Raw genomic sequence first — 20,833 nt, forward strand, 5'->3', positions numbered from 1 at the left:
ACGCCCCAAATCTATTGCCTTCAGGCAGACAGTGCTTCGAGCACGGCGTCGAGTCCTGCACGCCAATCAGGTGGAGCAATGCCGAGAACAGTCAGTCCTGTGCAGTCAAGCATGGAGTTCGTCGGACGCCGCGCGGGAGTCGGGTAGTCGGCACTCGTTATCGCGTGCACACGAGGGAGGCATGGCAACAGGCCTTTGGCAACAGCACGTATGAAAATCGCTTCGGCAAAACCATGCCAACTAGTCTCTGGTTGGCCGCAGTAATGGTATGTACCCCACGGCAATGTCCCGCCAGCCAGATAGCGTTGTGCCAATTCGAGCAAACACTCGGCAATCGCTGCAGCGGGGGTGGGACCGCCTCGCTGATCGGCAACGACACGCAACTCATCGCGCTCACGTCCGAGACGCAACATCGTCTTAACGAAATTATTGCCATGCGCTCCGAACACCCAAGCGACGCGCATTATCAGATGTTCGTTCAAGCCTTCGCGAATCAAACACTCGCCCTGCCATTTTGAATCGCCATATACTCCCAATGGCGCCGCAGGAGCATCAACTGGTATAGGGCCTATAGCATTGCCATTGAACACATAGTCGGTCGACAGATGCAGCAATGCAGCACCTGTTCGCGCACACGCTGCAGCGAGATATCCTGGGGCATCACGGTTGACCGCATATGCGGCAGCTATATCACTTTCAGCTTTATCTACAGCAGTATAAGCAGCGGCATTGATGACGATACGTGGCGTATACACAGCAAAGGCATTATCGATGGCAATCGCATCGGTGAGATCAAGCTCTGTACGTCCAAGACCGACAACCGGTAAGTCACCCCTTCGGATCAAGAGCTCATAGCCGACCTGCCCTTGCGCACCCGTTACAAGAATGCTCATCGCTTCAGCCCTCGTATACCGTCAGGCGCTCCAACGGTTGCTCGGCGAGACGCGGCAAGACGCGATCCTTGTCCGATAGTAGAAGTTCCGCTGGATCGATTGGCCAGTCGATCCCAATGGCAGGATCGTTCCATAACACACCGCCGTCGGAGGACGGATGGTAGTAGCTTGTGCATTTGTAGACGAAATCTGCTTCCTCGCTGAGTACGCAGAAACCATGGGCATAACCAGGAGGTATCCACAATTGCCTATGGGTGACATCGTCAAGTTCGACCCCCACCCATTGTCCAAAATGCGGTGACTCCCGACGCACATCAACGGCAACATCGAACACGCGACCACGAGAACAGCGCACCAGTTTTCCTTGAGGGTTAACGGTTTGGTAATGCAACCCGCGCAACACGCCTCGGCGCGAACGGGACTGGTTGTCCTGTACGAATGTAGGCGCGACACCAGATCCTTCGAACCAACTGGCGCGATAGGTTTCGACGAAGAAACCACGGGTGTCACCAAACACTTTGGGCTCGAAAACCAGGACACCGGGCAGGCAGGTTTGAATGATCCTCATGCGCGCTACTCCCGCTTCAGCAGATCGGACAGGTACTGACCGCTGCCATTCTTGGCAAGCGGCGTGGCAAGGCATTCGAAGTGCGCAGCGAGACTAGCGTCGGTTCGCCCCGCGCTTAATGATGTTACCGAGAGCGTGATGCAGGCCTCATGGTCGTACGCCGCGGCGATCACTGACACTTCGTTTGATGCCGGCCAGAATTGTAAGCCCGTAAGTAATGTCGCCTAGCAGAAGGCATAACTAGCGGACGTCCGATCATTCCGGCACTCGGCCGGAGATGAGCAATTCACACATCACCCAGCTATCAAACACCGTAGTATTGACGATACCAGTCAACGAAGCGAGGGATACCCTGCTCCAGAGGTGTTTCAGGTCTGAAGCCTACGTCGCGCACCAAATCATCGACATCGGCATAGGTTGCCGGCACGTCACCAGGCTGAATCGGTAGCAAATTCTTCTCAGCCTTGCAGCCGAGACAGGTCTCGACCAGTTCGATCATGCGCAGCAGTTCCACGGGGCTGTTGTTCCCGATGTTATAGAGCCGATAAGGGGCATAACTTGTGGCCGAATCAGGTGCGCTCCCTGTCCAAACTGGGTTCGGCGTTGCAACTCGATCAGTGACACGGAGCACCCCCTCGATGATGTCCCCGATGTACGTGAAATCACGGCGCATGTTGCCGTAATTGAAGACATCGATCGGCCGCCCCTCGATAATTGCCTTGGTGAACAAGAACAGCGCCATGTCCGGCCGCCCCCACGGACCATACACGGTGAAAAAGCGCAGCCCTGTGGTTGGTAGCCCGTATAGGTGACTATACGTATGCGCCATGAGCTCATTGGCCTTCTTGCTCGCAGCGTAGAGGCTGACCGGATGATCAACATTGTGATGCACCGAGAAGGGCATCTCGGTATTGGCGCCGTACACTGAACTGGACGATGCATATACCAAGTGCTGCACATCATTGTGCCTACAGCCTTCGAGAACATTGACGAAGCCGACGAGATTGCTGTCGACGTAGGCATGCGGATTTTTTAGCGAATAACGCACACCCGCCTGCGCGGCGAGGTGAACCACGCGCTCGAAATCTTCTCGCGCGAACATCTCCGCCATGCCATTGCGATCGGCAAGATCCAGTTTTACGAAGCGAAACTTGGCATGCCTAACCAGGCGGGTAAGGCGCGCCTCTTTGAGACCAACATCATAGTAATCATTCAGATTGTCGAGACCGACAACCTCATCGCCCCGCGCGAGCAGGCGTTCACTCAGGTGATAACCAATGAAGCCGGCGGCACCGGTAACCAAAATCTTCATGATGGTGTGTTCCGGATGAGACTGCTTGGCGGATCCGTCAGGCCGAGACACCAAGCCAACAGGCCAAATCATCGACGATGCGTTCAGCGGCGTGCCCGTCCCACAGTGCAGGTGCGCGGCCAACCTTGCCGCCCGTCGTGAGGACGTCGTTGACTGCCTTGCGGATAGTGTCGGGATCTGCACCAACGAGGGTATTGGTGCCTTGCGATAATGTGATCAGACGTTCGGTATTCTCGCGCAGCGTCAGGCACGGCACGCCAAGCGCCGTGGTTTCCTCCTGCAGGCCACCGGAATCGGTCAGTACCAGTTTTGCCTCACGCATCAACCCAATCATCTCGAAATAGCCGACGGGGGGAAGCGCCAGAAGATGGGGATTATCCAAGAAGGCGCCCAAGCCGGCCTCGCGGATTTTGTTCTGCGTACGCGGATGCACCGGAAAAACGATCGGAAGCTCGGCACTCAGCTCACCAAGCACCGTGAGCAAGCGCGTTAGCGCCTGCACGTCGTCGACGTTCGACGGACGGTGTAATGTAAGCACCGCATAGCCTTGGGAGGCCTGCAGAAAAATCTCGGGATCGCGCGCTGCGGCCAACGTAGCCTCTGCCGGCACCGCCTGCGCCAAGCTGGCCTGCAAGGTGTCGATCATCACGTTGCCGGCAAACACCACACGCTCAGCGGCGATGCCTTCTGCAACGAGATTGTCCAGCGCCTCTGCCTCGGTGGTGTAGAGCCGATCCGAAAGCTGGTCCGTCAAAATGCGGTTGATTTCCTCTGGCATGCTGCGGTCACGCGAGCGTAGGCCGGCCTCCACATGCACTACCTTCACTCTTCTCTTCGCCGCGACCAAAGCGCAAGCGATCGTGGAATTGACATCTCCAACCACGAGCACCACCGTAGGCGCTTCCGCATCGATGACCGGTTCGAAGCGTTTCATGATTTCGGCAGTTTGCTGCGCGTGGCTGCCGGAGCCGACCTCAAGCGAAATGTCCGGCGCAGGAATCCCGAGTTGTTCGAAGAACCGGCCGTTCATCGCCACGTCGTAGTGCTGGCCAGTGTGCACGAGCTTGACCGCGAGTTGCGGTGTACGCGTACGGAAGGCCGCCATGATCGGGGCAATCTTCATGAAGTTCGGCCGTGCGCCGACGATGCAAAGAATCTTGTTGCCAAGGCTTGGCATGGGAGTTGGGTTGCTCATGAAGCTCCTAAATCGCGCCGCTAGAGGGCGCTCCAGTCACGGAACCGGCGCGCTACGCGTGATCCGGGACACCAAGTCTAAGTTGTCTGCCTGCCCGACGAACGCCCAACTGCTATGCCTGAATCGTGCCGCCACTACTCTCTCTTGCGGCCCTTCCGGCGCGATCAGGAACTTTCCTGCACGGAGGGAGTGACAAAACCGCTAGCATCGTTCAACCCCCATACCAACACTAGTACCCCATGCATCCTGCAAAGCGCTGATGCAGGCACTACGAAAACCCGCAAAACATACACCCATTTGGACATAGCAAACAGCCGGGGCTCCCGCTAAGGCCCCGGCTGCAGAAGGACGTCGGACAGGCCGACTCGCCGTCAAATACGACCGTCAACAGCGGTGCGGGGTAAAATGTACTTGATATCGTACAACACTGCATGAGGCTTGCCGAGCGCACGAATCACCTCTGCCCCCATTGCGCGAAACTGATCATGCGCAACGGCGAGGATGATGGCATCGTACTGACCGGCGATCAATTCACTGACCGGATGGATGCCATATTCATGCTCAGCCTCGGCCACTGAAACCCACGGATCGTAGACATCGACGTGTGCGCTGTAGGTCTTCAGTTCCTGAATGATGTCGACGACGCGGGTATTGCGCAGGTCGGGGCAGTTCTCTTTGAAAGCAAGCCCCATTATTAGAATACGCGCACCGACGACGTGCATGCGCTTCTTAAGCATTAACTTCACTACCTGCTCGGCGACATGCACCCCCATGCCGTCGTTGATGCGGCGCCCGGCAAGGATAACCTCCGGGTGATAACCGATTTCCTGTGCCTTATGCGTCAGGTAGTAAGGGTCGACACCGATGCAATGACCGCCGACCAACCCTGGGCGGAATGGCAGGAAGTTCCACTTGGTGCCGGCGGCGAGCAGCACCTCTTCGGTATCGATACCGAGTCGCCCGAAAATCAGGGCAAGTTCGTTGATCAGCGCGATGTTGACATCCCGCTGAGTGTTCTCGATCACTTTGGCGGCCTCGGCCACGCGAATGCTGCTCGCCCGATGCGTGCCGGCGACGATGATGCTGGCATACAACGCATCCACGAACTCTGCGACTTCAGGGGTAGAGCCCGACGTGACCTTGCGAATCGTGGTGACACGGTGCTCCTTGTCGCCCGGATTGATGCGCTCGGGGCTGTAGCCAGCATAAAAATCACGATTGAAAACGAGCCCTGACACGCGTTCAAGGATGGGTACACAGACCTCCTCGGTAGCCCCCGGGTAAACCGTGGATTCGTAGACCACGACATCGCCACGTTTGAGCACGTGGCCGATGGTTTCACTCGCCTTTATCAGCGGGGTGAGATCGGGACGCTTGGCACTATCGATCGGTGTCGGTACGGTGACGATATATACATTGCACGGGCGAATATCGTCGATCGAACTGGTGTACTCGAGCTTGACGGCGCCCGCCAACGCTTCGGATTCGACCTCAAGGGTGCTGTCGCGCCCCTCACGTAATTCGGCGACACGATCGGCCTTGATGTCGAAACCGATGGTCGGATAGTGACGACCAAACTCCACCGCCAAGGGCAGGCCGACATAGCCCAACCCGATCAGGGCGATGCGCACATTGCTCAGATCCATCCCAGAAACCTCGAATTGATGATGCTCAAATCATGCTGCAGCACGATCCGTGCGATGTTCAGCGAGAAGTCATTCGACCGTGACCGATTTCGCCAGATTGCGTGGCTGGTCAACGTCGGTCCCCTTGAGCACGGCCACATGGTAGGCGAGCAACTGCAGGGGCACCGTAAATACAACCGGTGCAATCGAATCGTCTACGTGCCCCACCTGAAGAAGGTGGGTGCCCTCGCTGAAATGCGACGCCACGCCACTATCGGCGAACAGGAACAACTCACCGCCGCGAGCACGCACTTCCTGCAAATTGGAAATCACTTTCTCAACCAGCGCATTGTCAGGAATGACGCAGACGACCGGCATGTTGGCATCGACCAGGGCGAGCGGACCATGCTTGAGCTCGCCTGCGGCATATGCCTCAGCGTGGATGTACGAGATCTCCTTGAGCTTGAGCGCTCCCTCCATGGCCACCGGATACTCCGACCCGCGCCCGAGGAACAGCGCATGCTCCTTCTCACCGAAGAACTGCGCCATCGCCTCGACGGCATCGTTGAGCCCCAGCGCCTCCTCGACCTGCCGCGGCAGATGTTCGAGCGCCGCCACCAGCGCCGCCTCCTGCTCGGCCGCCAAACCCCGTCGGCGCCCGAGAACGATTGCGAGCAGACGCAGCGCGACGAGCTGCGTGGTGAAGGCCTTGGTCGACGCAACACCGATCTCGCGCCCGGCCCGTGTCATCAAGGTCAGCGCGGATTCACGCACCAGTGAGCTTTCGGGCACGTTGCAGATCGCCAGGCTCGACAGGCACCCCGCCGCCTTGGCGCTGCGCAGGGCCGCCAGCGTATCGGCCGTCTCGCCCGATTGGGAAATGCTGACGAACAACGTACCGGGAGCGATCACGGGGCGCCGATAGCGGTATTCGCTCGCGACTTCCACGCTGCACGGCACCCCCTGCTCTTCGAGCCAGTAGCGCGCCACCATGCCGGCGTGGAAACTCGTCCCGCACGCGACGATGTGCACCTGCTGCACGGCATCCAGCACCGCGGGGGCTTCGAAGCCAAAGCAGCTTTCGAGCACTCGGCCGTTGCTGATGCGACCTTCGAGCGTATCGGCGATCACCGCTGGCTGCTCGAAGATTTCCTTCAGCATGAAGTGCCGATAGGTGCCCTTGTCGGCAACCCCTGCACTTTGTGCCGACACGGCACGCGGCCGCTCGACGAGATGCCCGGCGCGGTCGTAAATCGTGAACCCCGAGCGCGACAGGTCGGCGACATCGCCCTCCTCGAGAAACACGAAGTTTTGCGTAACCGGCAGCAGCGCGAACACATCGGATGCGATGAAATGCTCGCCGATGCCGATGCCGATCACCAGCGGGCTGCCCACCCGTGCTGCCACCAGGCGTCCGGGTTCGTGACGGCTGATCACCCCCAGACTGAAGGCGCCGGTGAGGCGCGCAACGGCACGCTGCACCGCGGAGAGCAGGTCACCCTCCTGGACGAGATGATGCGCGATGAGGTGGGCGACCACCTCGGTATCTGTCTCGGACTCGAAACGGTAACCGAGCCCGATGAGCTCCTCCTTGAGCTCCTTGTAATTCTCGATGATGCCGTTGTGCACCAGGGCGACGTCGGCTCCGCTCACGTGCGGGTGAGCATTGCGCTCGGAGGGCACCCCGTGCGTAGCCCAGCGGGTATGCGCGATGCCGAGGCGCCCCGGGGCGGGGTCGGCTTCGAGCAGATCGGCAAGCGCCTGCACCTTGCCCACCGCGCGTTTGCGGTTTAGGTGACGTTCGGCGTCGAGCGTCGCCACCCCCGCCGAGTCATAACCTCGATATTCCAGCCGCCGCAATCCCTCAAGCAGGATGGGGGTGACGTTACGCTCGGCGATGGCTCCGACGATTCCACACATGATCAGGGACTTTCCGTGGTGGTACCTAGCAAATTGCCGTCCAAGAGTACCGAGTCCGGCCTTACTGCGACAACCAAGTGGTCGGGAGCGCCACGATTGTTGACTGCCCGCAACAACGTCGATCAGCCGGATACCAAACGACGCGTGTGGGCGGCGATCACCCCCTCCTCGTCGGTCGGCACGACGGCGACCACCACCCGGCTGTCGGCGGTCGAAATCAGCGCCCGCCCGGCGGCATTCGCCTCGGCATCAAGATCGACGCCGAGCCAGGCCGCGCGACGGCACACCTGCTCGCGCACCGCAGCCGCATGCTCGCCGATGCCGCCGGTGAAGACCAGCGCATCGAGTCCGCCGAGCGCGGCGGCGAGCGAGCCGAGTTCGCGCGCGATGCGGTAGCAGAAGTAGTCCACCGCCTGCCGCGCATCCGGATCGTCGCTGGCCAGCAAGGTGCGCATGTCGTTCGACAGGCCCGACAGCCCCAGCAGCCCCGACTGCTTGTAGAGGAAGTCGGTCAGCTGTTTCGGCCCCAGCCCGTGGCGCTCGATCAGGTAAAGGAGGACCCCGGGATCGAGCGCACCGGTACGCGTGCCCATCGGCAAGCCTTCGACCGCGGTGAATCCCATCGTGCTGGCGACGCTGCGCCCCGCTTCGATGGCACACATGCTGGCACCGTTGCCGAGATGCGCGATCACCACCTTGCCGCCCGCGCGCTCCGCGCCGATCACCTGCGACAGGTGCCCCGCCACGAACTCGTAGGACAGGCCGTGAAAGCCGTAGCGCTGCACGCCTTCGTCGCGATACGCCTTGGGGATCGCGAACAGCCGGGCGAGCGCGGGCTGGGTGCAGTGGAAGGCCGTATCGAAGCACGCCACCTGCGGCAGCGCGGCATCCAGTTCGGTGATGGCGTCGATGCCGGCGAGATTGTGCGGCTGGTGCAGGGGTGCGAGCGGCACCAGCGCGCCCAGGGCGGTGCGCACCTCGGCATCGACCCGTACCGGCGCAGCGTAGCGGGTACCACCGTGCACGACCCGATGCCCGACCGCCGTGATCGCCGGAAAATCGGGGCGCTCGCCGAGCCAGCGCAACAGATCGGCGAGGGCGTGCTGATGGGTGTACGGGCCGTCCGGCACCGTCGGCCGGTAGGCCGCCAGCACGTACCCGTCCGCATCCTTGGCCACGGCATGCGCATCGTGGCTGCCGATGTTCTCGATCAGCCCGTTCGCCACCTCCCGCGTGTGGTCGTCTTCGATGGCGTACACGCCGAATTTGATGCTCGACGATCCCGCGTTCAGGACCAGCAGGCCATTGCCCTTCGCGCTCATCGCTTGCCCCCCCGCAACTGGCGCGCCAGCAGCGCGGCGACCGCGCACGACGCCATGCGCGCGAGGGTACCGTCGGCGCGCGAGGTCAGCACGATCGGCACGCGCGCCCCGAGCACGACCCCGGCACCCGAGGCCTCGGCCAGGTACTCGAGCTGCTTGGCGATCATGTTGCCGGCCTCGAGATCGGGTGCGACCAGGATGTCGGCCTCGCCGCTGACCGTCGAGACGATGCCCTTGGTCTTGGCAGCCGCCTTCGAGATGGCGTTGTCGAACGCGAGCGGGCCATCGAGGACGCCGCCGGTGATCTGTCCGCGATCGGCCATCTTGCACAGCGCCGCCGCGTCCATCGTGGAAGCGATCTTCGGTGTCACCGTCTCCACGGCCGACAGGATGGCGACATTCGGGCACTTCACGCCGAGCGCCTGCGCGAGCTCGATCGCGTTCTGCACGATGTCGACCTTCACCTCGAGGTCGGGGTAGATGTTGATCGCGGCATCGGTGATCAGCAGCAGCTTCGGATACGTCGGCACATCCATCACGAACACGTGGCTGATGCGCCGCGCGGTCCGCAGCCCGGTTTCCTTGGCGACCACCGCCCCCATGAACTCGTCGGTGTGCAGGCTGCCCTTCATCAGCACTTCGGCGCGGCCCTCGCGGACCAGCGCCACGCCGCGCTCGGCCGCAGCGTGGCTGTGCGGCGCGTCGACGATCTCGAAGCGCCCGATGTCAAGGTCGAACTGCGCCGCGGTCCCCTCGATCCTCGCCTTGGGACCGACCAGCAGGGGCACGATCAACCCCGCGTCGGCAGCCCGCACGGCGCCTTCCAGCGACACCTGATCGACCGGGTGCACCACGGCGGTGGGCACGGCGCTGCCCTGCGCGGCGGTCTCGACCAGCTTCTTGTGCCGCGCGCCGTGGGCGCTGAAGTGCACCTCGGGCAGCGTCACCGACGGTCGCCGGATCTTCACCGGCGGCGCCGACACCACCGCCTCGCCGTCGATCAGGAGCATGCCGTCCTGGTTCTCGCACCGGCACGCCAGCGTCACGGTGCGCCGCTCGCTGTCCTTGCCGGTGACCGTGACCGTGGCGCGCATCACGTCGCCGACGTAGATCACGCCGTGGAAGCTCAGCGTCTGCGAGCGGTACAGCGTGCCGGCGCCCGGCAGGTGGGTGCCGAGCACCCCCGAAATCAGGCTCGCGCCCCACATGCTGTGGCCGACGATGCGTTCGAACTTCGCGCCGCGCGCGAATTCCTCGTCGATGTGGGTGGGGTTGAGGTCGCCCGACAGCAGGGCGAACAGTTCGATGTCGCGGTGGCTCAGCGTGTGCTCGGCGCTCGCGCTGTCGCCGACTGCGATCTCGTCGAAGGTGCGGTTTTCGAGGAATCTGACGTCGTCATTCATGGGGAGCGATCCATCGGTGGAGCCTTCGGTCGGGGGCGCCGGGCGCCCTGGGGGCGCCCGGTACGGGCATCAGCCGCGCACGTGGTAGCCGGCGTCGACGTAGCCGACGTTGCCGGTGATGTTGTTGCCCGTTTCCGCGATGTAGAACGCCGCGAGGCGGCCGACGTCTTCCGGCGTGGCCAGCCGGCGCAGCGGCGAGCGCTCGATGGCACCGCCCATCAGTTCGTCGAAGTCCTTGATGCCGCTCGCGGCGCGGGTCAGCATCGGCCCCGGCGAGATGCAGTTGACACGGATGTTGAGCGGGCCGAGCTCGGCGGCGAGGTAGCGCACCGAGGTTTCCAGCGCGGCCTTCACCGGCCCCATCAGGTCGTAGTGCTCGATCACCTTCTCGGCGCCGTAATACGACATCGCCAGCAGCGTGCCACCATTCGGCATCAGCGGCTCGGCGAGCTTGGCCATGCGGATGAAGGAGTGGCACGAGACATCCATCGCGACGCTGAAGCCCTCGCTGGTGGAATCCACCAGGCGCCCGTGCAGTTCGTTGAGCGGCGAGAACGCGATCGAATGCACGACGAAGTCGATCGTCCCCCAGCAGGCCTTCATGCGCTCGAACACCGCTTCCAGTTCGCCCGGCTGGCCCACGTCGAGCGGCATGATGATCGGCGCGCCGAGCCCCTCGGCGAGCGGGCGCACGTACGGCTCGGCCTTGGCGTTGAGATAGGTGATGGCGAGGTCGCCGCCGAGCTCGCGGATGGCCTTGGCGACGCCGTAGGCGATCGAGCTGTCATTGGCGATGCCGACCACGAGGCCGCGCTTGCCGTGCAGACTGAACGGATGGCTCATGAGAAACGCTCCCTGAGGGTGAGGGCAAAGGTGAGGGGATGAACGTGGGAAACCGCGCGCCGTGGCGGTACGGCGCGCGGGTGATGGTTCAGGCCGCCGGGACGACCGGCAGGTCGGCGCTGCTGCCCGCGGACGGCAGACCGAGCACGGCACGGACCTCGCGGACCAGCGCCAGCACCGGCGGCGACGCCGGCTCGGCACCGAGCAGCCCGCTGAGCGTCGCGGCCATCGCCTCGCGGTCGCCGGCACCGGGCAGCAGCTCCGGGAGCGTCGCCAGCGCGCGCTCGGGCGCGTAGGCGACGATCATCGACTGCTCGTGCACCAGCCGCCGGCGCTGCGCGGGATCGAGCGCGGTCGCCAGCGGCAGCGCACGGACGCCCTCGACGATGCGCTCGATCGCCTCGCGGCCGAACTCGCCACGCGCCTGCGTGTACATGAGCAGGAGGCGCACCAGCGCCGCCGCCGGTCCGCCGCGCGCGATGTGCTCGTCGACGAAGCGCTCGACCTGGGCATCGAGGGTTTCGATCTGCTTGCCGCTCGCATCCTCGGCCGGCTCGTTCCACATGCGCCCCGGCAGGCCGAGCGCGTCGAGCCAGCCGTAGAGCGCCCGGAAGCTCAGTTCGGCGGCGCTGTCGCGCAGGTCGCGCCCGATGTCGAACCAGGCGGTCAGCGCATCGGCGCAGGCGCGCTCGACGGCCCCCAGCGGGTTGTCGGCGCGCCGCGGCCGGCGCCAGGCCCGCGCCCAGTCGGCCCACGGCGCCAGCGTCGCCATCCACGGGTTGGCGCTCGACAGGCCGTAGTGCTCCACGCGCAGCGGGTGCAGCAGGCGCGCGAGTTCGGCGCCGCTGCCGGTCGCACCGGCCCGCACCAGCGGGCTCGCGAGCACGTCGTAGGCGTGCGCGTTGAGCGCCGAGAACTCGCTGACCACGCGGAAGTAGCGCTCTTCCTCGCGGCTGTCGGTGTCGAGCGCGACGATGTCGGCGATCGAACGTTCGGCGAGCGAGACGTCGTAGACGGGCACGCCGTCGGCGCCGTGCCCGGCCTCGCGCACGTTCATCTCGTAGAGCCCGGGTGGCAGCATCTCGATGGCGTCGAGCGTCGCGACGATCTCCCTGTATTCCTTACGCGCCACGCCGCCCGACACGAAGATGCCGAGGTGACCGACCGAGAGGTGGCGCAGGTAGACGATGGTGTGGCCGTAGGCCTTGATCGCGCGGTCCTCGCGATAGACGTCGACGATCCAGTTCAGCGCCTGCTGCGGCGGCGTGATGTTGTCGCCCTCGGAGCAGAACACCAGGATCGGCGAGCGGATGTTGCGCAGGTCGATGCGGCGTCCGTCCTCGGTGGTGATGGTGCCCGCCGCGAGGCGGTTGCCGACGAACAGGTTCTCGACGATGCCGCGGATCTCGGTGCCGTTCAGGACCGAATACGCCCCCCACCAGCGCTCGAAGCCGAGGAAGCGCTGCACGCCGGTATCGACCGTGGCGTAGAGGTCGTAGTACTTCGCCCAGAAGTTGTGCCCCGGGTTGAGGTTGGCGAAGTTCTGCACCAGCCAGGCGCCGTCGAACTGCCCGGCCCCGAGGTCGGAAACGAGTTGCGCGAGCCACGTGCCGCCGAGCAGCCCGCCGGAATAGCGCATCGGGTTCTTGCCGTCGACGCCCGCCCAGTACGACAGCGGCGCGCCGTTGATCACGATCGGCCCGGCGAGCTCGGGCTCGACCGCGGCGAGCGCCATCACCGCCCAGCCCGCCTGGCAGTTGCCGATCACGCAGGGCTTGGGGCTCTGGCGATGCCGCCGCGTCACCTCGCGCAGGAACACCGCCTCGGCGGCGGCGACGTCGCGCAGCGTCTGGCCCTCGACGGGATCGGCGGAGAACACCACGAAGTAGACCGGGTGCCCGGCGCGCAGCGCCATGCCGACCTGCGAGTCGCTCTTGAAGCCGCCCACGCCGGCCCCGTGCCCGGCCCGCGGATCGACGATCACGTAGGGGCGGCGCGTCTCGTCGACGCTCACCCCGGCGGGCGGCACGATGCGCGCCAGGGCGTAGTTGACCGGATGCGGCAGGGTGCGGCCGTCGAGCACGAGGTCATAGGCGAAGGCGAGCAGCGGCGGCTTGCCGGCGGCCTCGTGATCGAGCCACCGGTCGCCCCGCACGCGGATCGTGTCCCAGAACAGCGCCTGGCGCTGCACGAAGTCGATCCCGTATTCGATCACGTCGGCCGGGCGCGGCAGCGGCAGCATCTGCGTGCTGGCACGCAGCCACGCCTCGAACTGTTCGGTCTGCCGCTGCGTGGCACCGCGTCCGAAGCGCTCGACGTGTGCGACGGCCGCGCGGGCCAGCGCAGCGGCCCACTCGGCCAGCGCCGTGGAGGAACGGAGGGGATCCGTGGTGACGGATGCGGGCGTCTGGGACATCGCGATTACCTTGGTGTGGAAGGCCGATTCACCGGGAGGCGTGCAAGCGGCCCCGGCAGGCTTCAGGGATGAATTCGAGGCTCTTTAACATGACGGACGAAGTTGCGCACTGCAACAAGGAGACGGCCGGCCCGCGCCGGAGTTCCCCGCCGCGGTTCACGTCTGGAACACGTAGGTGCCGGGAGCGTCACACAGCGCGACCAGACCGGCCTCGGCCCGCCCGAGGGCCGGCGGGACCTGCAGCGCGCCGGAGCGCTCGGCGAGCCAGTCGGCCCACTGCGGCCACCACGAGCCTTCGCGCACCGGGGTGCGTTCGCGCCAGGTCTCGGGATCGACGTAGTGGTCGGTCTCGCTGCGGGTGGCCACCTGGTAGCGCCGGTTGCGACGGCCGGGCTCGCTGACGATGCCGGCGTTGTGCCCGCCGCTCGCGAGCAGGAAGGTGACGGGCACGTCGCTCTGCAGCTGGATCTTGTACACGGACTGCCACGGCGCGATGTGGTCGGCATCGGCGCCGACCGCGAAGATCGGGCAGCGAATGTCGCTGATCGCCACCGGCCGCTCGTCGACCAGGTAATGGCCGTTGGCGAGGGCGTTGTCGAGGAACAGGCTGTGCAGGTATTCCTTGTGCATCTTGTAGGGCATGCGTGTGGGATCGGCGTTCCAGGCCATCAGTTCGTTGAGCGGCGTGCGCTCGCCGAGCACGTACTCGCGCACCATGCGCGACCACAGCAGGTCGTTCGAGCGCAGCATCTGGAAGGCGCCGGCCATCTGGCTGGCATCGAGGTAACCGCGGTCCCACATCATATCCTCGATGAAGGTGACCTGGCTGTCGTCGATGAACAGCAGCAGTTCGCCCGCCTGGCGGAAGTCGGTCTGCGCAGCGAACAGCGTCATGCTGGCGAGCCGCCGGTCGTCGTCGCGATCGAGCGCCGCCGCCGCGATCGTCAGCAGCGTGCCGCCCAGACAGTAGCCCACGCCGTGCACCTGCTGCCCCGGAACGACGGCGTTGATCGCGTCGAGGGCTGCGAACACGCCCTTGCGCAGGTAGTCCTCCATCCCCAGCGCATGGTCGTCGCTGTGCGGGTTGCGCCAGGAGATCATGAACACCGTGTGGCCGCGGTCGACCAGGAACTTGACCAGCGAGTTCTGCGGGGTGAGGTCGAGGATGTAGTACTTCATGATCCACGCCGGCACGATCAGCACCGGCTCCGGGTGGACCTGCGCGGTCGTCGGCGCGTACTGGATCAGTTCGATCAGATGGTTGCGGAACACCACCTTGCCGGGGGTCAGCGCCAGGTTGCGCCCGACCTGGAAGGCCTCGGCGCCGGCCGGCGGCTTGTTCGCGATGCGCCGCTCCTGGTCCTCGACCCAGTTCTGCCAGCCGCGCAACAGATTCGTCCCCCCCTGCTCCAGCGTGCGCTTCAGCAGCACCGGGTTGGTCGCGATGAAGTTCGCCGGTGACATCACGTCGAGCATCTGCCGGGCGACGAACCAGACCATGTCCTGATGGTGCTGCGACGGCCCGCGCACGCTGTGGGTGGCGGCATACCACCACTGCTGCGACAGCAGGAAGGACTGGGCGTAGAGGTTGAACGGGAAGGCGCCCCATTCGGGATCGTTGAAGCGATGGTCGCCCGGCAGCGGCTCGACCGCCCGCTCGGCGGCGGGATCCGCCAGCGAGCGGCGCGCGTACAGCGCGAGCTTGGCGGCCTTGCGCCCGGTCTTCTCGATCAGGCGCATCTGCAGGCCGGGCGCCATCGCCAGGTGCGCGGCCCAGTCGAACCACGCCAGCGTCAGCGAAATCGGCGACAGGCCCTGCGTGAGGCGCGCCACCGCCCCGTTCAGCATGCGGTCCTGCGGATTCCTGAACGCCTGGTACTGGGATTCTGGCATCGACGCCTCCGCTCCACCGATCTCGTGGGATACCACGCCGCGGTGAAAGAAACATGACATCGCGCTGCGTTGCAACACGATTGCGGCATCAGGTTGACGCGGGTCAAGACCCACAAATGAAAACGCCCGGCACGAACCGGGCGTCGCCTGCGGAACGACGGCGTCAGCCCTTGGCCGACTTGAGCATGGGCGTCACCCGTTCCGGCGCCCCCGGCAGGCCGCTGTCGATGTCGCAGACCAGCGTCTTCAGGTACTGGCGGAACTGCTCGCCGAGTTCGGGATGCTTCATGCCGTACTCGACCGTCGCGGTGAGGTAACCGAGCTTGCTGCCGCAATCGAAACGGCGGCCGTCGAACTCGTAGGCCAGCACCTGCTCTTCGAGCAGCAGCGCGGCGATGGCGTCGGTCAGCTGGATCTCGTTGCCGGCGCCGCGGGGGGTCTTTTCCAGCAACTCGAAGATGCGCGGCGTCAGGATGTAGCGCCCGACCACCGCGAGGTTCGACGGCGCCTCCTCGGGCTTGGGCTTCTCGACGATGCTGTCGATGTTCGACAGCCCCTTGGCGAACGGCAGCGGCGTGACGATGCCGTACTTGAAGGTTTCCTCCGGCGGCACGCGCTCGACGCCGAGGATCGAGCACTGGTACTTGTCGAAATGCGTCGCCATCTGCGCCAGGGCGCCGCCGCCGGGCGCATCGATCATGTCATCGGCGAGCAGCACCGCGCAGGGCTCCTGGCCGACCACGGGCTTGGCGCAGAGCACGGCGTGGCCGAGGCCGAGCGCATCGGCCTGGCGCACGTACACGCAGCTCACGTGCGGCGGAACGATGCCCTGCACGACCTTGAGCAGGTCCTTCTTGCCGCGCGAGGCGAGTTCGGTCTCGAGCTCGTAGGCCTTGTCGAAGTGGTCGGCGATCGCGTTCTTGGTGCGTCCGATCACGAACACCAGGGTATCCACCCCCGCCGCCACGGCCTCCTCCACCGCGTACTGGATCAGCGGCTTGTCGACGATGGGGAGCATCTCCTTCGGGCTCGCCTTGGTGGCCGGCAGAAACCGGGTACCGAGACCGGCCACCGGGAATACCGCCTTGCGAATCTTGCGCTTCACGATCGAAGTCCCTCGACGAGTTGGGGTACGAATGGCGCGCCATTCTGGCGAGTCGACCGGGGGGCGGCAAGCCTGCGGCTTGCACGCATCAGGCCGCGGCGTCGAAGCGCGCCAGGCCGGCGGCGAGATCGGCGATGAGGTCCGCCGGGTCTTCGAGCCCGACGTGCAGGCGCAGCAGGGTGCCCGCGCCTTCCCAGCGGCGCACGCTGCGCAGCGGGTGCGCGGGCACGATCAGGCTCTCGAAGCCGCCCCACGAGTAGCCCATGCCGAACAGTTCGAGCCCTTCGAGCAGGGCGGCGAGTCCGGCCCGGTGGCGGCGGCGCAACTCCACGCCGAACAGCCCGCACGCGCCACTGAAGTCGCGCCGCCACAGGGCATGCCCCGGATCGTCGGGCAGGGCCGGGTGCAGCACGCGCGCGACCTGGGGCTGCGCGCGCAGCCACTGCGCGACCGCGAGGCCGCCGGCCTGATGCTGGCGCAGGCGCACGCCCAGCGTGCGCAGGCCGCGCAGCGCAAGCGCGGCGTCGTCCGCCGACACGTTGTTGCCCTGCCAGCGCAGTTGCGCCCGCAACGGGCCGAGGGTGGCCTCGTTGCAGATCAGCGCGCCCATCAGCAGATCGGAGTGCCCTCCGATGTACTTGGTGACGGCCTGGATCGACACGTCGGCACCGAGGGCGAGCGGCTTGTGCCAGTAGCCCGCGCCCCAGGTGTTGTCGACCGCGACCCGGGCACCCGCGGCATGGGCTGCCGCCACGATCGCCGGCAGGTCCTGCACCTCGAAGGTCTGCGAGCCCGGCGACTCGCAGAACACCAGCCGCGTGTTCGGTCGCAGCAGGCCGGCGATGCCGGCGCCGATCAGCGGGTCGTAATAGGTGGTTTCGACACCGAAGCGCGCGAGCACCTCGTTGCAGAACACCCGGGTGGGCGCGTAGACGCTGTCGGCGACCAGCACGTGGTCGCCGGCGCGCACCAGTGCCTGCAGCGCGAGCGCGCAGGCGGCGAGCCCCGAGGGCACCAGCAGGGTGCCGGCGCCCCCCTCCAGCGCAGTCAGGGCCTCGGCGAGCGCCGCATGCGTGGCCGTGCCGTGGCGGCCGTAGGTCATGCGCACCGGCGTGCGCCCTTCGAGCGCATCGAGCGATGGGAAGAGGATGGTCGACGCTCGCGCCACCGGCGGATTGACGAGGCCGTGCCCCTCGGGGCCGGCGGTGCCGGTGTGGCTGAGCAGGGTGTCATCGTGCATGGGCGGAAACCGCGTGGCCTGCAAACCGGCCGCAGCGTAACGCGCCGTGCCGCGCCTGGGCAGCCACCCCGCGCTGCCGGCGCACCGCCCGCGAAGACACGCAGCGGCGGCGGTCGGTGTGCCGACCGTCGCCGCTGCGCGACCGCTCAGCCCCTGCCGACGTTGCGGCGCAGGCTCAGGTCGGGCTCCACCCACACCGTGTCGCCGGGGCCGAACTCGCCGGCGAGGATACGCTTCGCCAGCGGGTTCTCCAGCTGCTGCTGGATCGCCCGCTTCAGCGGACGCGCGCCGTACACCGGGTCGAAGCCGGCTTCGCCGAGGCGGTCGAGTGCCGCGGCGTCGAGTTCGAGGCCGATGTCGCGCGCCGCCAGGCGCTTGCGCAGCCCCTCGACCTGGATGCCGGCGATGGCGCGGATCTGTTCACGGCCGAGCGGGTGGAACACCACGGTCTCGTCGATGCGGTTGAGGAACTCGGGGCGGAAATGCGCGGCAAGGATCGCCATCACCGCGGCCTTCATCGCGCCGTAGTTGTCCTCGCCGGCCATTTCCTGGATGGTCTGGGAGCCGAGGTTCGAGGTCATCACCACCACGCTGTTGCGGAAGTCGACGGTGCGGCCCTGGCCATCGGTGAGGCGGCCGTCGTCGAGCACCTGCAGCAGCACGTTGAAGACATCCGGGTGCGCCTTCTCGATCTCGTCGAGCAGGATCACGCTGTACGGCTTGCGGCGCACCGCCTCGGTCAGGTAACCGCCTTCCTCGTAGCCGACGTAGCCCGGAGGCGCGCCGATCAGGCGGGCGACCGAGTGCTTCTCCATGAACTCGCTCATGTCGATGCGCACCATGGCTTCATCGGTATCGAACAGGAAGTTCGCGAGCGCCTTGCAGAGTTCGGTCTTGCCGACGCCGGTCGGGCCTAGGAACAGGAAACTGCCGTTCGGGCGGTTGGGGTCCGACAGGCCGGCACGGGCGCGGCGTATCGCGTCGCTGACCACGCGCACCGCCTCGGGCTGGCCGACGACCCGCGTCGCCAGCACGCTTTCCATGCGCAGCAGCTTCTCGCGCTCGCCTTCGAGCATCTTGCTCACCGGGATGCCGGTCCACTTGCTGACGACCTCGGCGATCTCCTCGTCGGTGACGCGGTTGCGCAGCAGCTTGAAGTCGGCCTGCTGGCCGGCCTCGGCGGCCTGCAGGCGCCGCTCCAGCTCCGGGATGCGGCCGTACTGCAGCTCCGACATCTTGTTGAGGTCGCCGGCACGCTTGGCGGCGTCGAAATCGAGGCGGGCCTTCTCCAGCGCGGCCTTGACGTCCGCGGCACCGGTGAGCGTGGCCTTCTCGGCTTTCCAGATCTCTTCGAGATCGGCGTACTCGTGCTCCAGGCGCGCGACCTCCGCCTCCAGGGCGTCGAGGCGTTTGCGCGACGCCTCGTCGCTCTCCTTCCTGAGAGCGACGCGCTCCATCTTGAGCTGGATCAGGCGGCGGTCGAGCCGGTCCATCTCCTCGGGCTTGGAGTCCATCTCCATGCGGATGCGCGAGGCGGCCTCGTCGATCAGGTCGATGGCCTTGTCCGGGAGCTGGCGGTCGGTGATGTAGCGGTGCGAGAGCGTCGCCGCGGCCACGATGGCCGGGTCGGTGATCTCAACCTTGTGGTGCACCTCGTAGCGTTCCTTGAGGCCACGCAGGATCGCGATGGTGTCCTCGACCGAGGGCTCGTCGACCAGCACCTTCTGAAAGCGGCGCTCCAGCGCGGCATCCTTCTCGATGTACTGGCGGTATTCATCGAGCGTGGTCGCGCCGATGCAGTGCAGTTCGCCGCGGGCGAGCGCCGGCTTCAGCATGTTGCCGGCATCCATCGCCCCTTCAGCCTTGCCGGCACCGACCATCGTGTGCAGTTCGTCGATGAACAGGATGATCTGGCCTTCCTGTTTGGCGAGGTCGTTCAGCACCGCCTTCAGGCGCTCCTCGAACTCACCCCTGAACTTGGCGCCGGCGATCAGCGCGCCCATGTCCAGAGACAGCACGCGCTTGCCCTTGATGCCTTCCGGCACCTCGCCGTTGACGATGCGCTGCGCCAGTCCTTCGACGATGGCGGTCTTGCCGACACCCGGCTCGCCGATCAGCACCGGGTTGTTCTTGGTGCGCCGGGCCAGTACCTGGGTGACGCGCCGGATCTCGTCGTCACGGCCGATCACCGGGTCGAGCTTGCCGGATTCGGCGCGCGCGGTGAGGTCGATCGTGTACTTCTCCAGTGCCTTGCGCGCGTCCTCGGCATTCGGATCGTCGACCGCCTGGCCGCCGCGCAACGCGGCGATGGCCGTGCTGAGCTTCTGGGCCGTCGCGCCGTGCCGGCGCAGCAGTTCGCCGAGCGCCCCCTTGTCCTCGGCGGCGGCGAGCACGAACCATTCCGAGGCGATGAACTGATCCTTGTTCTGCTGGGCGAGTTTGTCGGTGAGATTCAGTAGGTTGATCAGATCCCGCCCGAGTTGCACGTCGCCACCGATGCCGTGGACCTTGGGCAAGCGATCCAGCGCTTCGCCGATCTGGGCGCGCAAGGTGTTGACGTTGATGCCCACCTGCGCGAGGAGCGGCTTCACCGTCCCGCCCGCCTGATCGATCAGCGCGGCCATCAGGTGCAACGGTTCGATGAACTGGTGATCACGCCCGAGCGCGAGCGACTGCGCGTCCGCGAGCGCCATCTGGAATTTGCTGGTCAGCTTGTCCATTCGCATGGTGTCTGTGTCCCCCGCAGGTATGGTGGTATCTGGACGGGGAAATGGGCGCCGAACCGGACAATTCAAGGTGATGCTGCTCAAGCGCTATCGTGGTGCCGCGAGTGGGGGAGAGGCGGAGCGCGCGCTGTGGCTGAATCCGCTGCTGCGCTCGATCAACGCGCTGGCGGCCGGGATGCGCAACACGGGCTGAGGGGGTTGGTGGGAGGGTTGTCGGGCGCGTGGGGCGGGCGGCGCGCGCGCCCGGCCCGCTGCGCGGCGGCGGTGGGCGTCGCGAGCGGGGGCGAGGCGGCGGGGGGTTGCGGGTGCCCTGAAAAGCCGAACGCCCTGGCCGGGTGAGGGCGAGGGCGTTCGGGGCAATGGGTGCCTGGC

Annotated in this window: 14 protein-coding genes and 1 pseudogene; 1 reads left to right on the plus strand and 14 read right to left on the minus strand. The window is 65.7% G+C overall.

Going from position 1 to position 20,833, the window contains the following annotated elements; genetic code table 11:
- Nucleotides 1–20 precede the first annotated feature (20 nt).
- The 14 genes from rfbD to clpB all read right to left on the minus strand — a co-directional run bounded on the left by rfbD (nt 21) and on the right by clpB (nt 20,461).
- Complete coding sequence (rfbD, locus tag EV699_RS14475; protein WP_132543989.1) at nt 21–893, minus strand: dTDP-4-dehydrorhamnose reductase; 873 nt, start codon at nt 891–893, stop codon at nt 21–23.
- A gap of 4 nt (nt 894–897) precedes the next feature.
- The gene (rfbC, locus tag EV699_RS14480) at nt 898–1,461 is read right to left on the minus strand and encodes a dTDP-4-dehydrorhamnose 3,5-epimerase (RefSeq protein ID WP_132543991.1); all 564 of its coding nucleotides are present in this window, start codon (nt 1,459–1,461) and stop codon (nt 898–900) included.
- A 304-nt stretch (nt 1,462–1,765) separates the two neighbouring features.
- Entirely contained in the window at nt 1,766–2,776 is a 1,011-nt protein-coding gene (locus EV699_RS14485; RefSeq protein WP_132544035.1) for an NAD-dependent epimerase, read from the minus strand.
- Between the two features lie 34 nt (nt 2,777–2,810).
- Nucleotides 2,811–3,968: a non-hydrolyzing UDP-N-acetylglucosamine 2-epimerase gene (gene wecB, locus EV699_RS14490; protein WP_243662684.1), complete on the minus strand. Its 1,158-nt coding sequence runs from the start codon at nt 3,966–3,968 to the stop codon at nt 2,811–2,813.
- Between the two features lie 371 nt (nt 3,969–4,339).
- Nucleotides 4,340–5,614 (minus strand): Vi polysaccharide biosynthesis UDP-N-acetylglucosamine C-6 dehydrogenase TviB, encoded by a 1,275-nt coding sequence (gene tviB / locus EV699_RS14495; protein WP_132543993.1) that lies wholly within the window; start codon nt 5,612–5,614, stop codon nt 4,340–4,342.
- Between the two features lie 69 nt (nt 5,615–5,683).
- Entirely contained in the window at nt 5,684–7,513 is a 1,830-nt protein-coding gene (glmS, locus tag EV699_RS14500; RefSeq protein ID WP_132543995.1) for a glutamine--fructose-6-phosphate transaminase (isomerizing), read from the minus strand.
- Between the two features lie 122 nt (nt 7,514–7,635).
- Entirely contained in the window at nt 7,636–8,835 is a 1,200-nt protein-coding gene (locus EV699_RS14505; RefSeq protein WP_132543997.1) for an acetate/propionate family kinase, read from the minus strand.
- Nucleotides 8,832–10,238: a bifunctional enoyl-CoA hydratase/phosphate acetyltransferase gene (locus EV699_RS14510; RefSeq protein ID WP_132543999.1), complete on the minus strand. Its 1,407-nt coding sequence runs from the start codon at nt 10,236–10,238 to the stop codon at nt 8,832–8,834. The genes EV699_RS14505 and EV699_RS14510 overlap by 4 nt, the downstream gene beginning before the upstream one ends.
- 69 nt (nt 10,239–10,307) lie before the next feature.
- Complete coding sequence (gene fabI, locus EV699_RS14515; RefSeq protein ID WP_132544001.1) at nt 10,308–11,081, minus strand: enoyl-ACP reductase FabI; 774 nt, start codon at nt 11,079–11,081, stop codon at nt 10,308–10,310.
- Nucleotides 11,082–11,169: 88 nt separating this feature from the next.
- Nucleotides 11,170–13,497 carry a DUF3141 domain-containing protein gene (locus tag EV699_RS14520; RefSeq protein ID WP_132544003.1) on the minus strand — a complete coding sequence of 776 codons (2,328 nt, stop codon included), beginning with the start codon at nt 13,495–13,497 and terminating at the stop codon, nt 11,170–11,172.
- Nucleotides 13,498–13,653: 156 nt separating this feature from the next.
- Nucleotides 13,654–15,390 carry a PHA/PHB synthase family protein gene (locus EV699_RS14525; protein ID WP_243662685.1) on the minus strand — a complete coding sequence of 579 codons (1,737 nt, stop codon included), beginning with the start codon at nt 15,388–15,390 and terminating at the stop codon, nt 13,654–13,656.
- A gap of 163 nt (nt 15,391–15,553) precedes the next feature.
- Nucleotides 15,554–16,495 carry a UTP--glucose-1-phosphate uridylyltransferase GalU gene (gene galU / locus EV699_RS14530; RefSeq protein ID WP_132544007.1) on the minus strand — a complete coding sequence of 314 codons (942 nt, stop codon included), beginning with the start codon at nt 16,493–16,495 and terminating at the stop codon, nt 15,554–15,556.
- 88 nt (nt 16,496–16,583) lie between these two features.
- Nucleotides 16,584–17,735: a cystathionine beta-lyase gene (gene metC, locus EV699_RS14535; protein ID WP_132544009.1), complete on the minus strand. Its 1,152-nt coding sequence runs from the start codon at nt 17,733–17,735 to the stop codon at nt 16,584–16,586.
- Nucleotides 17,736–17,881: 146 nt separating this feature from the next.
- A complete protein-coding gene (gene clpB / locus EV699_RS14540) occupies nt 17,882–20,461 on the minus strand; it encodes an ATP-dependent chaperone ClpB (RefSeq protein WP_132544011.1) in 2,580 nt (859 codons plus the stop codon).
- Nucleotides 20,462–20,528: 67 nt separating this feature from the next.
- Here clpB and EV699_RS19980 point away from each other — a divergent pair.
- Nucleotides 20,529–20,654 (plus strand): annotated as a pseudogene (locus tag EV699_RS19980) (phosphoenolpyruvate carboxylase); the annotation flags it as partial.
- Nucleotides 20,655–20,833: the final 179 nt, after the last annotated feature.

The sequence above is a fragment of the Plasticicumulans lactativorans genome (assembly GCF_004341245.1).
GTDB lineage: Bacteria > Pseudomonadota > Gammaproteobacteria > Competibacterales > Competibacteraceae > Plasticicumulans_A > Plasticicumulans_A lactativorans.